The sequence below is a fragment of the Vitiosangium sp. GDMCC 1.1324 genome (genome assembly GCF_003044305.1).
Lineage (GTDB): Bacteria > Myxococcota > Myxococcia > Myxococcales > Myxococcaceae > Archangium.
Map to the genome: position 1 here is coordinate 200,839 of NZ_PZOX01000010.1, position 14,614 is coordinate 215,452.

16 protein-coding genes are annotated in these 14,614 nt (G+C 67.7%); 10 read left to right on the forward strand and 6 right to left on the reverse strand.

Annotated features, from left to right (window positions below):
- The 4 genes from DAT35_RS28185 to DAT35_RS28200 form a co-directional block, all read right to left on the reverse strand.
- On the reverse strand, positions 1-405 hold the full coding sequence (locus DAT35_RS28185; protein WP_108070644.1) for a hypothetical protein: 405 nt from the start codon (positions 403-405) through the stop codon (positions 1-3).
- A 43-nt stretch (positions 406-448) separates the two neighbouring features.
- On the reverse strand, positions 449-886 hold the full coding sequence (locus tag DAT35_RS28190) for a tetratricopeptide repeat protein (protein WP_108070646.1): 438 nt from the start codon (positions 884-886) through the stop codon (positions 449-451).
- 95 nt (positions 887-981) lie between these two features.
- Entirely contained in the window at positions 982-1,515 is a 534-nt protein-coding gene (locus DAT35_RS28195; RefSeq protein WP_108070648.1) for a hypothetical protein, read from the reverse strand.
- Positions 1,516-1,656: 141 nt separating this feature from the next.
- Complete coding sequence (locus tag DAT35_RS28200; RefSeq protein ID WP_108070650.1) at positions 1,657-1,935, reverse strand: hypothetical protein; 279 nt, start codon at positions 1,933-1,935, stop codon at positions 1,657-1,659.
- Positions 1,936-2,193: 258 nt separating this feature from the next.
- On the opposite strand from DAT35_RS28200, the gene DAT35_RS28205 reads away from it, so the two are divergent.
- From DAT35_RS28205 to DAT35_RS28240, 8 genes are all read left to right on the forward strand, one after another.
- The gene (locus tag DAT35_RS28205) at positions 2,194-2,769 is read left to right on the forward strand and encodes a hypothetical protein (RefSeq protein ID WP_108070652.1); all 576 of its coding nucleotides are present in this window, start codon (positions 2,194-2,196) and stop codon (positions 2,767-2,769) included.
- A gap of 217 nt (positions 2,770-2,986) precedes the next feature.
- The gene (locus DAT35_RS28210; protein WP_108070654.1) at positions 2,987-3,511 is read left to right on the forward strand and encodes a GbsR/MarR family transcriptional regulator; all 525 of its coding nucleotides are present in this window, start codon (positions 2,987-2,989) and stop codon (positions 3,509-3,511) included.
- Between the two features lie 47 nt (positions 3,512-3,558).
- A complete protein-coding gene (locus DAT35_RS28215) occupies positions 3,559-4,320 on the forward strand; it encodes an ABC transporter ATP-binding protein (protein ID WP_108070656.1) in 762 nt (253 codons plus the stop codon).
- The gene (locus DAT35_RS28220) at positions 4,320-6,425 is read left to right on the forward strand and encodes an FtsX-like permease family protein (RefSeq protein WP_108070658.1); all 2,106 of its coding nucleotides are present in this window, start codon (positions 4,320-4,322) and stop codon (positions 6,423-6,425) included. Before DAT35_RS28215 ends, DAT35_RS28220 begins: the two co-directional genes overlap by 1 nt.
- Before the next feature lie 4 nt (positions 6,426-6,429).
- Positions 6,430-7,731, forward strand: coding sequence for an FtsX-like permease family protein (locus DAT35_RS28225; RefSeq protein WP_108070660.1), 1,302 nt, complete (start codon positions 6,430-6,432; stop codon positions 7,729-7,731).
- A 5-nt stretch (positions 7,732-7,736) separates the two neighbouring features.
- A complete protein-coding gene (locus tag DAT35_RS28230; RefSeq protein WP_108071001.1) occupies positions 7,737-8,522 on the forward strand; it encodes an outer membrane lipoprotein-sorting protein in 786 nt (261 codons plus the stop codon).
- Complete coding sequence (locus DAT35_RS28235; protein ID WP_108070662.1) at positions 8,519-10,084, forward strand: hypothetical protein; 1,566 nt, start codon at positions 8,519-8,521, stop codon at positions 10,082-10,084. Before DAT35_RS28230 ends, DAT35_RS28235 begins: the two co-directional genes overlap by 4 nt.
- Before the next feature lie 31 nt (positions 10,085-10,115).
- Positions 10,116-11,441, forward strand: coding sequence for an NAD(P)/FAD-dependent oxidoreductase (locus DAT35_RS28240; protein ID WP_108070664.1), 1,326 nt, complete (start codon positions 10,116-10,118; stop codon positions 11,439-11,441).
- Between the two features lie 6 nt (positions 11,442-11,447).
- Here the strand turns inward: DAT35_RS28240 and DAT35_RS28245 are convergent, their stop codons facing one another.
- Positions 11,448-11,864 carry an OsmC family protein gene (locus DAT35_RS28245; RefSeq protein ID WP_108070666.1) on the reverse strand — a complete coding sequence of 139 codons (417 nt, stop codon included), beginning with the start codon at positions 11,862-11,864 and terminating at the stop codon, positions 11,448-11,450.
- A gap of 36 nt (positions 11,865-11,900) precedes the next feature.
- Entirely contained in the window at positions 11,901-12,452 is a 552-nt protein-coding gene (locus DAT35_RS28250; RefSeq protein WP_108070668.1) for a YceI family protein, read from the reverse strand.
- Positions 12,453-12,581: 129 nt separating this feature from the next.
- Here DAT35_RS28250 and DAT35_RS28255 point away from each other — a divergent pair, with 129 nt between their 5' ends.
- A complete protein-coding gene (locus tag DAT35_RS28255; protein WP_108070670.1) occupies positions 12,582-13,502 on the forward strand; it encodes a LysR family transcriptional regulator in 921 nt (306 codons plus the stop codon).
- 110 nt (positions 13,503-13,612) lie between these two features.
- Positions 13,613-14,542 (forward strand): pirin family protein, encoded by a 930-nt coding sequence (locus tag DAT35_RS28260; RefSeq protein ID WP_108070672.1) that lies wholly within the window; start codon positions 13,613-13,615, stop codon positions 14,540-14,542.
- The last annotated feature ends 72 nt before the right edge of the window (positions 14,543-14,614 follow it).

Below are 14,614 nucleotides of genomic sequence, written 5' to 3' on the forward strand. Positions count from 1 at the left end.
TCACTCGGCCTTCGACCACAACCGCTCGAGGGCCTGATTCAAACGAGGGTCATCCTGCAGGGCGTCGGCGATCTTGGTCGTCAAGGCGGCCGACTTCATCCGCAACTTCTCCTTGAGAACCTCGGCGATGAGCTTGCGCGTCGCCTCGTCCTTGCTCTTGAAGTCTCCGTTCTTGAGCTGCTTGGCGATGGCGAGCGCCTGGGCGGTGATGGGATCCGTGGCTTGGGGCCCCTGCACATTGCCGGAGCCCACCAGACCCGAGGGACCCACCAGACCCGCAGTGCGATCCACCGCTCCGCCGAACGTCGATGGCCCCGCCTTACCGGCGGGCGCCTTGCCGGAGGCCCCCTTGGCGCCTCCCGCGCGTCCCTTTCCGCCCCCTCGTCCGACTCCACCGACCGACATCGGCATCTCCTCCTCTCAATGCATCCTGACTTCCTGATGCATCCTACTTCTTGGACGCGGGCGGCGGCAGGGCCCCCGCCTCCTTCGCATCGATGAGCGCCTTGGCCAGCCGAGCCCCATCCCCTTCCGGGTCCAGGTCGATGGCGGCCTTCAGCTCCTTCAGGGCCTCCGGCACCTTGCCCATGAAGAGCAGGGCCTCGCCCGCATGGGCGCGAGGCAGGCCGGAGTTGGGGGCGATCCGCTGGGCGGCGCGGTAGGCCTGCAACGCCTTGTCGTGCCTGCCCTGGGCGAACTCGAGCGAGCCGAGCGCCAGCTGGGGCACCTCGCTCTTGGGCATCAGCACCGCCGCCCCGGCGAAGACATCACGCGCCTTGTCGAACTGGCCCATGTCGAGCCAGAGGTAGCCCGCCTCGAGGAGGATCATCGCCTCCTTCTTGGCGAGCGGAACGAGGCTGCCCGAAATCTCCGAAGTCTCCGCCATGTGACGTCTGCTTCCTTTCCCGGCCCGGGCCCGGAGGGGTGGAACCCTGCCCACCCCCCAGGCACCAGACCCGTGAGACCGCCAGCGGCCGAGCGCTAGCGGATGTTGCCGATCGCGTTCTTGGCCGTATCGTGCCGCGTCTTCATCACGTTGGAAATGGTGCTGAAGACCTGATTCTCACGCTGCAGCGACATCTGGACGCCCAGCAGCTTCTTCTGCTCGGCGAACATGCTCTGCATCTCGCCGTTGAACTCGCCACCCACCGTGCCGCTGCCCACGTTGCCGATCTGGCCGTTGCTGCCGGTGGTGCCGCCCAGGGTGGAGACGCCACCGCCGCTGTTGAGCGTGGTGTTCATGGGCGCGCCGCCCGAGGACAGGGCCGCGCCGACGTAGGGAGCCGAGCCGGAGCCGGTGCTGTTGCCGAAGGTGGTGAGCGAGGACACCGCGGCGGACACCACGGAGCCACCGGGCACCAGGTTGGCCACCACTCCCACGCCACCGGCCACCGCGTTGGCCGCGGTGCCCACGCCGGACTGCACGCGAGCGGCGAAGCTCGTGTCCGGGGTCACGCGCGCCGTGGTCACGTTGGTGGACATCCGCGGCATGTTCAGGGTGCTGTCGATCTTCATGGATCCTCTCCAGGCGATGAAACGACCAAAGGACTCGGAGTGCGGGGGGGTCCAGCACTCCCATTTCACGAATTATCGGTGATCGCCCGGCACAGTTGCGTCTGATCCGCCAGAAAGTGGCTCGGGTCGAAAAAAAGCCAGTTATTTCCGGCCCTTGGACTTGGACTCGGCCACCAGCCGCTCGCGCGTTTCCAGCAGCACGCCGAGCAACTCCTCGGTGCGGGAGATGGCCGTCTGGACCTTCTTGGCGTGCTCGGCCTTGGGGCCCTTGAGGTTGGCCAGCTCGGTCTTCACCGGGGCGAAGAGGGACTGGACCTCCTCGGCGCTGGCACGCTCGATGAAGGACTCGATGGCCGGAAAGGACGGCGCGGGCAGGGGCTCGGCGGCGGGCGCGGGCTGCTGCTTGGACGGCGGAGGCATGGTGGAAGGCGACTCCTGTCAGTGCCGGCGTTGAGGCCGGCGCGGTCGGGTGACTCGACGGTAGGGGAAAGCCCCACCGGGTTCAAGCCGCCTGCTCTCCAGGCAGAGAGACGCTCCAGAAAGGGACGGCCGGGGAGGGAACGGGCACTCCCGTTTCCAACGCCCTCCCTGGCCGCTACCCCGAACGCACCTAGGTTTTGCCCAGCGGGGGGCACGGCCATGGGGGGCACGGCCACCGCCTGACGAGGAGATACATCCATGACGAAGAAGCTTGTGGGGCTGTTCGCGTCCGTGGCGCTGCTGAGCTCTGGCCTGGCCCTGGCAAACAACCAGGAGAAGGGCAAGCAGCACACTCAGAGCAGCCAGCAGATGGGCAGCGAGGCCTACGGCGGCGCGGGACAGATGGGCGCCCAGGCCGGCCAGATGGCGGGCGAGAAGCAGATCGTCGGCACGGTGGTGAAGAGCAGCAGCGATGAGCTGAAGCTGCGCACCGACAACGGCATCATCGCCGTCAAGGTCGACAAGAACACCAAGTTCGAGGACCCCTCCATCAAGAAGGCGAAGGACCTCAAGGAAGGCCAGCAGGTCCGCACCAGCTTCACCGTGGAGAAGGACAACAACCTGGCCAAGTCCATCTCGCTGAACACCAGCATGGGCGGCAGCGGCATGGGGACGGACCAGGGCATCAACCAGGACACGGGTGGCTCGGGCCTGAACCAGGACATCAACAAGGGACAGCAGGGCCAGGACGTGGGCGGTGACGTGGGCGGCTCCGGCACCATGGGCGGCTCCGGCCAGCAGGGCTCCGGCCAGCAGGGCGACATCAACAAGTAGGGTGTCTTCCCATGCCGAGACACCTGAAGCTCGCGGCACCACCGGTGCCGTGAGCTTCTCGTGACGTGCACGGCGGACGGGGTAGCGATAAGCCGCCACCGCCGCGCACACCCACCCGGTCCCACCGGGTCGGACATCAGTTCCTTCAGTATTGACTGAACGTCCTGACATCAGTAGACGAGTGCGCGACTTCCACAGTCCGGGGGGGGAGCGGCACATGCGTCAGGACAGCGTGAGCGCAGACGAGGAGCGGTTCATCGAGTCGATGGGCCTGTTCTTCGAGCGCCAGGGTGTGCCGCGCATCGGTGGCCGCCTCCTCGGATTGCTGCTGGTGGCCGACAAGCCGCTGGCGCCAGGAGAGATCGCCGAGTTGCTGAAGGTGAGCCCGGCCTCGGTCTCCACCAACATCCGCCAGTTGCAGGCCAGCGGCCTCGTGGATCCCGCCAGCATCCCGGGAGATCGTCGGCACTACTACGTCTTCAACAGCGTGGGCTGGGACCACCGGCTCGAGCTGGCGATCTCCGCCATGGACGCTATGGCCCAGCTATGCCAGGACGCGCTCGCCAGCCCCAAGCTGAAGGGGCGCCACAAGCTGCGCGAGGCCGTGGAGTTCTGCGACTTCTACCGCCAGGAACTGATGGGAGCCGCCGAGCGATGGCGCGCCCGCTTCGCACGCCGGCCCGGCACCCAGGCTTCCAACCCCTCGCCTTCCGCGCGCCCGCGCCGGAACGCAACCCGCTAACCCCCTCCCCCTTTTCCCCCGGTTCGCTGAAAGGACCGAACCCGCCTATGACCCAGCTCACTGCCGTATCCGGCGGCGCCAAGCCGATCGTCTCCCTCACCGACGTCACCAAGACCTATACCCTGGGCAAGGTGGAGGTGCCCGCGCTCCGGGGAGTGACGCTCGAGGTGTTTCCCGGAGAGTTCATCTCCATCGCGGGCCCGTCCGGCAGCGGCAAGACGACGGCGCTCAACCTCATTGGCTGCGTGGACACCGCCACCGCGGGCGTCGTCAGGGTGGACGGCCAGGACACCAAGCAGCTCACCGAGCGGCAGCTCACCAACCTGCGGCTGCACACCATCGGGTTCATCTTCCAGAGCTTCAACCTGGTCTCGGTGCTCAGCGTCTTCCAGAACGTGGAGTTCCCCCTGCTGCTGCAGCGCAAGCTGAGCGCCCCCGAGCGCCGCCAGCGCGTGATGACCCTGCTGGAGCAGGTGGGCCTGGAGAAGCACGCGAAGCACCGCCCCAACGAGCTGTCCGGTGGCCAGCGCCAGCGCGTGGCGGTGGCTCGCGCGCTCGTCACCCGGCCCAAGCTGGTGCTGGCCGACGAGCCCACCGCCAACCTCGACTCCGTCACCGGCCAGAACATCATCGACCTGATGAAGGAGCTCAACCGCAAGGAGGGCACCACCTTCATCTTCTCCACCCACGACGCCAAGGTGATGAACCACGCCAACGCGGTGGTGCGGCTGGCGGACGGGAAGATCCTCGACCGCATCACCCCCGCCGAGGCCCAGAAGGCCATGGCCGCCGGGGCGGAGGGTCACTGATGAGTCAGCTCAAGCTGCTGCTCCAGGTGGCCCTGCGCAACCTGTTCGTCAGCAAGATCAACATCCTCATTGGCGGCATCATCTTCTTCGGCACCGTGCTGGTGGTGGTGGGCGGCGCCTTCGTCGACAGCATGGACGAGGCGATGAGCCGCAGCATCATCGGCAGCGTCGCCGGCCACATCCAGGTGTACTCGGAGCGCTCCAAGGACGAGCTGTCGCTCTTCGGGCAGATGGGCGGCGAGCCGGACCTGAGCGCGCTGGATGACTTCGCGCACATCAAGGAGCTGGTGCAGAAGCACCCCAACGTGAAGACGGTGGTGCCCATGGGCACCAGCGGCGCCCTCATCACCTCCGGCAACACGGTGGACCTGACGCTGGCTCGCCTGCGCGACCTCTACAAGAAGGCCGCCCAGGGCGACACGCCCGAGCTGCGCGAGCAGATCCACAGCCTCCAGGCCCATGTGCGCCACATCATCAGCCTGATCGAGGAGGACATGAAGCGGCGCAGCGCCATCGTGGACGAGGCGGCCACGGATCCGGCGGACGTGGAGGCCCTGGCCCGCGCCCGCTCCGAAGCCTTCTGGGCGGACTTCGACAAGGCTCCGTTCGACTCGCTCGAGTTCCTGGAGAACCGCATCGCCCCCCAGATGACGGACGGGGACATGGTCTACCTGCGCTACGTGGGCACGGACCTGGTCAACTTCCAGAAGACCTTCGACCGCATGCGCATCGTGGATGGTGGGCCGGTTCCCCAGGGCCGCCGCGGCATGCTCCTGTCCAAGTTCTTCTACGAGGAGTCCTTCAAGCTGAAGACGGCGCGCCGGTTGGATCTCATCAAGGAGGCGCGCGACCTCAACCACAAGACGATCGCCCTGGATCCACAGCTCGAGCGCTGGGTGAAGGAGAACCAGTCCCAGACGCGGGAGATCATCTTCCAGCTGGATCCCATCAAGACGAAGCAGGCCGTGGAGCGCCTCCAGCGCGCGTTGGGCAGCCAGGAGACGGACCTGGGCAAGCTGCTGCCCACCTTCCTCGCCATGGATGACGCCAACTTCGACACGCGCTACCAGCAGTTCTACTCCGAGCTGGCGCCGCTGCTCGACCTGTACCGCATCCGCATCGGGGATGACCTCACCATCACCGCCTTCACGCGCACCGGCTACGTGCAGAGCATCAACGTGAAGATCTTCGGCACCTACCAGTTCGACGGGCTGGAGAAGTCCGCGCTGGCCGGCGGGCTCAACCTGATGGACCTGATGTCCTTCCGCGAGCTGTACGGCTACCTCACCGCGGAGAAGAAGGCCGAGCTGGAGAAGCTGCAGGCGGCCAGCGGTGTGCAGGAGGTGAAGCGCGAGGACGCCGAGTCCGCGCTCTTCGGCGAGGAGGGCAGCGCCACCCTCGTGGCCGAGGCCACCCCCGGCCTCATCGACGAGGACAAGCAGCTCGACGGCCTCGCCCAGAAGCTGCACCGAGAGGAGCTGGCCACCCGCGTGTACACGCAGCAGGAGATTGAAAGCGGCGTGGTGCTCAGCGCCGCGGTGCTGCTCAAGGACCCGGAGAAGCTGGAGCAGACCCTGGCCGAGCTGCAGGCGTCCGCGAAGGACTCGGGGCTGCCCCTGCGGGTCATCTCCTGGCAGAAGGCCTCCGGCCTCATCGGCCAGTTCGTCCTGGTGGCCAAGCTGGTGCTCTACGCGGCGGTCTTCATCATCTTCGTGGTGGCCCTGGTCATCATCAACAACGCGATGATGATGGCGACGCTCCAGCGGGTGCGCGAAGTGGGCACCCTGCGGGCCATCGGCGCCCAGCGCTCGTTCGTGCTGAGCATGGTGCTGGTGGAGACGCTGGTGCTGGGCCTGGTGTTCGGCACCCTGGGCGCGACCGTGGGCGGCATCATCATGCGGATGCTCGGCCGCGTGGGCATCCCCGCCGGCAACGAGGCGCTCTACTTCTTCTTCTCCGGGCCCCGGCTCTTCCCCAGCCTGCACGTGTCCAACCTCGTGGAGGCCTTCGTCATCGTGCTCGTGGTGTCCGCCCTCTCCACCTTCTACCCCGCGTTCCTCGCGACCCGGGTGTCGCCCCTCCGGGCGATGCAGACGGACGAGTGAAGCCATGCAACAGCTCCTCCTCATCGCAATCCGCAACCTCGGCACCCACAAGCGCCGCACGCTGCTGCTCGGCGGCGCCATCGCCGGTGTCACGGCCCTGCTCGTCATCCTCATGGGCCTGTCCAATGGCATGAAGCAGACGATGCTCGAGTCCGCCACCACCTTGATGACCGGACACGTCAACGTGGCCGGCTTCTACAAGGTGACGGCGGGCCAGTCCGCTCCCGTGGTCACCTCCTACCCCAAGCTGCTGGAGCAGCTCCGCCAGGAGGTGCCCGAGCTGGACTACTCCGTCCAACGCTCGCGCGGCTGGGTGAAGCTCGTCAGCGAGTCCGGCTCCGTCCAATCCGGCGTGGGCGGCATCGACGTGGAGGCCGAGTCCGGCATCCGCAAGGTGCTCCAGGTGCGCTCGGGCAAGCTGGATGACCTGGCCCAGCCCAACACCATCCTCCTCTTCGAGGAGCAGGCGAAGAAGCTCGAGGTGAAGGTGGGCGACACCATCACCCTCTCCGCTCCCACCATGCGAGGCACCAGCAACACGGTGGACGTGCGGGTGGCGGCCATCGCCGCCAACGTGGGCATGCTCAGCTCCTTCAACGTCTTCGTGCCCAACTCCACCCTGCGCGGCCTGTACCAGTTGCGCGAGGACGCCACCGGCGCCCTCATGCTCTACCTCAAGGACATGGCCTCCATCCCCGCCGTGCAGGCGCGCCTCACCAAGCGCCTGCCCGAGCTGGGCTACCAGATGATGGAGCACAACCCCCAGCCCTTCTTCATGAAGTTCGACGCCGTCAACCGAGAGGCCTGGACGGGGCAGAAGCTGGACATCACCAACTGGGAGGATGAGATCTCCTTCATCAAGTGGACGGTGTCCGCGCTGGACGCGCTCACCGGCATCCTCACCTTCGTGCTGCTCATCATCATCGCGGTGGGCATCATGAACACGCTGTGGATCGCCATCCGCGAGCGCACGCGGGAGATCGGCACCCTGCGCGCCATCGGCATGCAGCGCTGGTATGTGCTGGTGATGTTCCTCCTGGAGGCGCTCGTGCTGGGGCTGCTCGGCACCGCGGTGGGCGCCGCCGCGGGCCTCGGCGTGTGTCTGGCCGTCAATGCCTTGAATCTCTCCGTCCCGGTGGCCGTCCAGGTCTTCATCCTGTCCGAGAAGCTCCACCTCGTCGTCAACCCCGGCTCGGTGATGGGCGCCGTCACGTTCATCACACTGTGCACCACCGCCATCTCGCTGGTTCCCTCCTTCCTCGCCGCGCGGATGAAGCCCGTCACGGCGATGCACCACATCGGGTGATGATCATGACCCTGCGCAACCTCTTCGGCGCCGTGCTCGCGGCGGCGCTCTTCGCTGCTCCGGCCGCCCGCGCGGACCTCAAGGACCCGGCCGAGCTCAAGAAGCTCCTGGAGACGATCGATGACCGCCAGCGCAACGGCGGCGACTACAAGTCGCTGATGTACATCGAGCAGAAGGAGAAGGACAAAACGGACGTCGTGCGCGAGGCCGTCATCTACCGGCGCGACGCGAAGGATCAGCTGATGATCCTCATGACCAAGCCCAAGGGCGAGGCCGGCAAGGGCTACCTGCGGCTGGACAAGAACCTCTGGAGCTATGATCCCAACACCGGCAAGTGGGAGCGGCGCACCGAGCGCGAGCGCATCGCGGGCACCGACAGCCGCCGCGCCGACTTCGACGAGTCGCGTCTGGCCGAGGAGTACGACGGCAAGTTCGAAGGCGAGGAGAAGCTCGGAAAGTTCACCGCCTGGAAGCTCGTCCTCAACGTGAAGCAGAGCGTGGACGTGGCCTACCCCGTGGTGCACCTGTGGGTGGACAAGGACACGTCCAACATCCTCAAGCGCCAGGAGTTCGCCCTCTCCGGCCGGCTGATGCGCACCGCCTACTTCCCCAAGTGGATGAAGCTCTTCAGCGAGTCCAAGAAGGCCGACATCTGGTACCCGCAGGAGATGCGCTTCTATGACGAGGTGGAGAAGGCCAACTCCACCGTCATCGTAGTGAAGAGCGTGGACCTCCACGCGCTCGAGGAGAACATCTTCACCAAGGCCTGGCTCGAGAGCAAAAGCCGATGAGCGCCCGCACCCACCTGGCCCTCGTCGCGGCGCTCGCCGCGCTGCCCACGCTCGCCCAGGAGCGTCCCAACGAGGGGGATCTCTTCGGCGGCGACAGCTCGGAAGCCAAGCCCGCCGACGCCAAGGCGGACGCGCCCCGTCCCGACGAGGGCTCCCTCTTCGGTGACTCCAACGGCTCCGACCCGGCCAGCGCTCAGCAGGCGCCGGCTTCCGAGACGCCTGCTTCCCACTCCGACCGGGACGCGCAGGCGCTCAGCGGCCCCGCGGCCACCAATGCCTTCGAGACGGACGACGCCGTCGAGGATCCGCTGAAGATCGGCGGCCGCTTCTACCTGCGCGCCCTCTCCCAGGGCCGGGACGAGGTGTCCTTCGCCAACACCACCTTCTCCGCTCCCATGCTGGTGGACGGCTACTTCGATGCCCGTCCCACCGACCGGCTGCGGGGCTTCGTGCTCGGGCGACTCACCTTCGACCCCGCCCGCCGGGATGGCTCGAACAGCTTCGTCACGTCGACGTCCACCGCCGTCGCCGACCCGCGCGTGGTGCTCGACCAGGCGTGGCTGCGCTTCGACGTGGGCCACACCCTCTTCATCACCGCCGGCAAGCAGCATGTGAAGTGGGGCACCGCCCGCTTCTGGAACCCCACCGACTTCCTCACTCCCCAGCGGAGGGATCCGCTCGCCCTCTTCGACGCGCGCACTGGCGCCACCATGCTCAAGGTGCACGTGCCCTGGGAGGAGAAGGGCTGGAACTTCTACGCCGTCGGCATGCTCGACAACTCCGGCCCCGCCGACACGCTCAGCCGCGTCGGTGGTGCGGCTCGCGCCGAGGTGGTGCTCGGCACCACGGAGCTGGGTGTGGAAGCCGTGCTCCAGCGCGGCCGCAAGCCCCGCTTCGGCCTCGACTTCTCCTCCGGCCTCGGCCCCATCGACATCTACGGCGAGATGGCCCTCAAGAAGGGCTCGGATACACCCCTCTTCCGGCTGCCTGAAGGGGTCTCCATCGGGGACCTGCTCGGACAGGTCCAGGGCAACGGCGGCGCTCCCGCCGACCTGGGCTCGCTCCCCATCGAGTCGTACTACCCCAGCGGCTACACCCCGCAGCTCAGCGTCGGCGCCACCTGGACGTTCGCCTACGCGGACAACGATAGCGCCACCGTGGGCGTCGAGTACTTCTACAACTCGACGGGCTACCCCACCTCCCTGGCCTACCCGTACCTCATCCTCCAGGGCCAGTATCAGCCCTTCTACCTGGGCCAGCACTACGGCGCCGTCTACGCCCTCCTCTCCGGACCGGGCTCCTGGGACAACACCAACTTCATCCTGTCCAACCTGGGCAACCTGTCCGACCGCTCCTTCACCACCCGGCTGGATGTGACCCACCGCGCCCTGCGCTACCTGAGCGTCGAGGCCTTCGTCGCCGTCAACTACGGCCAGAAGGGCGGCGAGTTCCGCTTCGCGCTCGACCTGCCCGCCACCCGCGTGGGCGAGCAGGTGAACCCGCCCATCGTCGTCGCTCCGCCCAACGTCCAGGCAGGCGTGGGTCTGCGCATCGACCTCTGAGGCTCGTCCCGAGCGTGTCCATGGAAGAGGCATGGACCGCTCTTCCGACGTCGTCGTCCTGGGAGCCGGGGCCGCGGGGCTCGCCGCCGCGGATCGGCTGACCCGCGCGGGCCTCCGCGTCACCGTGCTGGAGGCCCGGGACCGCCCGGGCGGCCGCGTGGACACCGTGCGCGATGCCCTCGAGGGCGTCCCCCTGGAGCTGGGCGCGGAGTTCATCCACGGCAAGCCTCCCCTCCTCCTGAAGCTGGCCCGGCGCGCCCGGGTGAAGCCTGGCACGTGCAACGACGCGCACGCCCTCCTCTGGCGTGGCAGGTTGCGGGACGGAGACGCCTCCCTCGGCGTCGTGGAGGACCTCGCCGCCGCCGAGCCTCCGGACCGTCCCGTGGGCCAGTGGATCGCCGAGCACGCCCGCTCCGGTCACTGGTCCGAGCGCGAGGTCCAGATGGCCCGCTCCTACGTGGAGGGCTTCTACGCGGCCAGCGTGGACACGGCCAGCGCGCTCGCCATCGCCTGCATGGAGCGCACCGCGGGGCAGTTCGGCGGCATCACGCCCTCGCGCCCGCTACAGGGCTATGACCGCGTGCTGGAGCCACTCGTCCGGGGCTTGATGCGCCGGCCCCAGACGCTCTTCTTCAACGCCGTCGCCGAGCAGGTGCGGTGGTCCTCCCGAGGCGTCGAGGTGCGCGCGAGAACGCGCGAAGGCACACCGCTCGGAACCTTCCGCGCCCGGCGGGCCGTGGTGACCTTGTCCGTGGGCGTATTGAAGGCGTCGCCTCCCGCCCCCGGCGCGGTGCGACTCCTTCCCCGCATTCCGGAGAAGGAGCGCGCCGTGGCCCGGCTCGAGATGGGACCGCTGATGAAGGTGCACCTGCGCTTCCGCTCGCCCTTCTGGGAGGAGCGGGAAGACACCCGGCGCTACGGCTTCTTCCACGCGCCCGGCCTCCTCTTCCCCACCTGGTGGACGCTCTCACCCCTGCGCTCGCGCCACCTCGTGGGCTGGAGCGGCGGACCCTCGGCCGAGGCCCTCTCCCGGCTGCGTGAGGAGGAGATGCTACGGCATGCATTGGAGGCGCTCGGGCGCATCTTCAAGCTCCCCAGGCGGACCCTCCAGGAGCAGATCGAGAGCTGGCGCATCCAGGACTGGCAACGCGAGCCGTTCACCCGTGGGGGGTATTGCGTCATCCCCGCGGGGGCGGTGGATGCCCTGGAGGCACTGGCGCGGCCAGTCCAGGGCACCCTGTTCTTCGCGGGTGAGGCCACCCACTTCGAGGGCGAGGAGGGGACCGTTCACGGCGCGCTGGCCACGGGCATTCGCGCGGCTCGCGAAGTCCTGGCCATGGCCCGCGCTCGCGGTTGAAGACTGTCACCCCGCGGAGGAAACCTCGAGGGGCTCCGTCACGATCTCGACCTCCGTCGAGGTCATGAGCTTGTGGACAGGGCATTGGGCGACCGCGGCATAGAGCCTCTGCTTGTCTTCCGCGGACAGCGCGCCATGGAACGCGAGCTTCACCCGGAGCGAGTAGAAGCCCTGCCGCTCGCGCGAGTCGTCGCGCTCGACGTGTGTCTCGACGCGCTCCAGGGCGATTCCGTGCTTCTTCGCGTACCACGTGGCCGTCAGCGCCTTGCACGCCGCCAGCGAGGCATCGAAGTACTCGTGGGGACCCGGAGCCGAGTCCTGGCCGCCCAGCGCAGGCGCGACGTCGGCGTGGAAGGTATGGGTGCCGGCGTGAAGGACCTGCCGGAACGCACCACTCTGCTCGGTTTTGGACTCGATGGTCATACTGTCTCCAGAGGGCTCAGGTTGCCGTCGGTTCGCTCAGGCCGCCTTCTCCGAGGTCTGCGCCTTGACGGCCTGGATCTCAAGGGCAATCTCGATCTTCTCGCCCACGAGGACGCCACCGGTCTCGAGTGCCTGGTTCCACTGCAGGCCGAAGTCCCGGCGATCGATGGAGGTCTTCGCCTCGAAGGCCGCCTTGGTGTTGCCCCAGGGGTCCTTCCCGATGCCGAGCTGCTCGGTCTCCAGCACCACCTCGCGGGTGACGTCCCGGATGGTCAGGTTCCCCGTCACCCGGAGGCCGTTGTCCCCGGACTTCTCCACCTTCGTGCTCTGGAAGGAGATGGTGGGGAACTTCTCCGCGTCGAAGAAGTCCGGCGAGCGCAGGTGCCCGTCGCGCTGCTCGACACCGGTGTCGATGCTCGCCGTCTCGATGCGGGCGGAGACCGACGAAACGGCGGGGTTCTGCTCGTCCAGCGACACCGTCCCGCTGAAGCGGCGGAAGCTCCCGCGTACCTTCGAGATGACCATGTGGCGGACAGTGAAGTGGATGCCGGAGTGGGTCAGGTCGATGTTCCAGGTTGCGCTCGCCATGTGTTCGTCCCTTTCGGTACCGCGTGTTGTTTGATGAGCAGAAGGTAGCGATGGGCACCGGCCTTGATTAGATGGGACGAACTGGAAGGACTGTTCCACCCATGGAACAACCCTAGGACGGGAACCGGAATGGACCTCAACGAGCTCCTCGTCTTCGCCAAGGTGGTACAGGCCGGCAGCTTCACGGCGGCGGCACGCGGGCTGCGAATGCCCAAGTCCACCGTCAGCCGGAAGGTGTCGGAGCTCGAGCAGCGTGTCGGCGCGCAGCTCCTCCAGCGCACGACGCGTAAGTTGCGCCTCACCGACGTGGGACAGGCCTATTACGAGCACTGCGCCCGCATCGTGGCCGAGGCCGAGGAGGCCGAGCTGGCTGTCACGCGCATGCAGTCCGCGCCTCACGGGCTGCTCCGCGTGACGACGCCACTCACCTTCAGCTTCCTCGGGCCCATCGTCGCGGAGTTCATGAAGCGCTACCCCGAGGTGCAGCTCGAGTTGGTGTGCACGGATCGCACGGTCGACCTGATGGAGGAGGGCTTTGACCTGGCCGTGCGCGCGGGGCGGCTGGCCGATTCATCGCTCGTGGCCCGCAGGCTCGGGAGCATCGAGCGCGTCGTCATGGCGGCCCCGAGCTACCTCGCGGCGCGAGGAACACCCAGGACGCCCAAGGACCTCGAGAAACATGACTGCCTTCTCTTCGGCGCGGGGCAGGAAGGGAACGTCTGGACCCTGCACTCGGGGAACCGGTCGGTCGAGATCCCCATCCGTGCGCGCCTCGTCGTAAACGAGCCCGACATGCTGCGCGCGGTGGCGCTGGCCGGCTCCGGGGTGACGCTCCTGCCCAACATCCACACCGCCGCGGACATCGCGACCGGACGCCTGCAGCGCATCCTGCCAGACTGGAGCTCGTCCGGAGCCCCGGTGCATGCGGTCTACCCGAGCAGCCGGCACCACTCTCCCAAGGTGACGGCCTTCGTGGACTTCCTGCGCGAGCGCTGGTCCGCCCATCTGCCCGACGCACCTCGACGGGGTGAGCGCCTCCCCGCGGATTGATGGGGCAAGGTCTCCACTCGTCCCACCGATGGAACGGTGTTTCCCGCCATCGGTGGCTGGTGCGGATCGGGGTGATCCCACATGATGACTTCATCAGTCAGGAGCCACGCATGAGCTGGGATTTCACGAACGAGACGACGCCTCACCCCACACTGGAGACCCTCATCGTCGCCCCGACCCGAGACCTCGGCGACGGGTTCAACGTGCGGCGGGCGCTGCCCTCGGCCCGGCGCAGGATGGTCGGGCCCTTCATCTTCCTCGACCAGATGGGGCCCGCGGTGTTCCGCTCGGGCCAGGGACTGGACGTGCGACCGCACCCGCACATCGGCCTGTCCACCGTCACCTATCTCTTCGAGGGCCAGGTCCTCCACCGGGACAGCCTCGGCGTGGTGCAGTCCATCCAGCCCGGTGCGGTGAACTGGATGACCGCGGGGCGCGGCATCGTCCACTCCGAGCGCACCTCCCCCGAAGCGCGGGCCGCGGGCGGACGGCTCTACGGCATCCAGGCCTGGGTGGCGCTCCCGAAACAGCATGAGGAGACCGCCCCCTCCTTCGTCCACCATGCCGCCGACACGCTGCCCTTCATCGAGGGCGAGGGCGTACGGCTGCACCTCATCGCGGGAGAGCTCTACGGCAAGCGCTCGCCCGTGCAGACGCTCTCGGACATGTTCTACGCGGACGCGGCGCTGGAGGAGGGCGCGGGCCTCGTCCTCCCGGCCAGGCACGAGGAGCGCGGGCTCTACCTCGTGGAAGGCTCGGTGGAGATCGACGGCACGGAGTTCAACCCCGGCGAGCTCCTCGTCTTCCGCAAGGGCAGTGAGATCTCCTTCCAGGCCACCAGTCCCGCGCGGATGATGCTCCTCGGTGGCGAGCCGATGGATGGGCCGCGCTACATCTACTGGAACTTCGTCTCGAGCTCGAAGGAGCGGCTGGAAGAGGCGAAGGCGGATTGGAAGGCCAAGCGCTTCGCCGCGGTACCGCACGAGACGGAGTTCATCCCGCTGCCCGAGGAGCCCGCCCCCCACCCGAAGGAGGGGTGACGGCTGCTCACCCTGGAGGCGGACACACGGGGGCCCGGCGGCCCCTGTGTACCGGTTCGTCCTCCGGTGGAC

Excerpts from the sequence above, each read along its gene's own strand:
- DAT35_RS28185 (WP_108070644.1), bottom strand. The coding sequence starts at position 405 with ATGTCGGTCGGTGGAGTCGGACGAGGGGGCGGAAAGGGACGCGCGGGA.
- DAT35_RS28190 (WP_108070646.1), bottom strand. The coding sequence starts at position 886 with ATGGCGGAGACTTCGGAGATTTCGGGCAGCCTCGTTCCGCTCGCCAAG.
- DAT35_RS28195 (WP_108070648.1), bottom strand. The coding sequence starts at position 1,515 with ATGAAGATCGACAGCACCCTGAACATGCCGCGGATGTCCACCAACGTG.
- DAT35_RS28200 (WP_108070650.1), bottom strand. The coding sequence starts at position 1,935 with ATGCCTCCGCCGTCCAAGCAGCAGCCCGCGCCCGCCGCCGAGCCCCTG.
- DAT35_RS28205 (WP_108070652.1), top strand. The coding sequence starts at position 2,194 with ATGACGAAGAAGCTTGTGGGGCTGTTCGCGTCCGTGGCGCTGCTGAGC.
- DAT35_RS28210 (WP_108070654.1), top strand. The coding sequence starts at position 2,987 with ATGCGTCAGGACAGCGTGAGCGCAGACGAGGAGCGGTTCATCGAGTCG.
- DAT35_RS28215 (WP_108070656.1), top strand. The coding sequence starts at position 3,559 with ATGACCCAGCTCACTGCCGTATCCGGCGGCGCCAAGCCGATCGTCTCC.
- DAT35_RS28220 (WP_108070658.1), top strand. The coding sequence starts at position 4,320 with ATGAGTCAGCTCAAGCTGCTGCTCCAGGTGGCCCTGCGCAACCTGTTC.
- DAT35_RS28225 (WP_108070660.1), top strand. The coding sequence starts at position 6,430 with ATGCAACAGCTCCTCCTCATCGCAATCCGCAACCTCGGCACCCACAAG.
- DAT35_RS28230 (WP_108071001.1), top strand. The coding sequence starts at position 7,737 with ATGACCCTGCGCAACCTCTTCGGCGCCGTGCTCGCGGCGGCGCTCTTC.
- DAT35_RS28235 (WP_108070662.1), top strand. The coding sequence starts at position 8,519 with ATGAGCGCCCGCACCCACCTGGCCCTCGTCGCGGCGCTCGCCGCGCTG.
- DAT35_RS28240 (WP_108070664.1), top strand. The coding sequence starts at position 10,116 with ATGGACCGCTCTTCCGACGTCGTCGTCCTGGGAGCCGGGGCCGCGGGG.
- DAT35_RS28245 (WP_108070666.1), bottom strand. The coding sequence starts at position 11,864 with ATGACCATCGAGTCCAAAACCGAGCAGAGTGGTGCGTTCCGGCAGGTC.
- DAT35_RS28250 (WP_108070668.1), bottom strand. The coding sequence starts at position 12,452 with ATGGCGAGCGCAACCTGGAACATCGACCTGACCCACTCCGGCATCCAC.
- DAT35_RS28255 (WP_108070670.1), top strand. The coding sequence starts at position 12,582 with ATGGACCTCAACGAGCTCCTCGTCTTCGCCAAGGTGGTACAGGCCGGC.
- DAT35_RS28260 (WP_108070672.1), top strand. The coding sequence starts at position 13,613 with ATGAGCTGGGATTTCACGAACGAGACGACGCCTCACCCCACACTGGAG.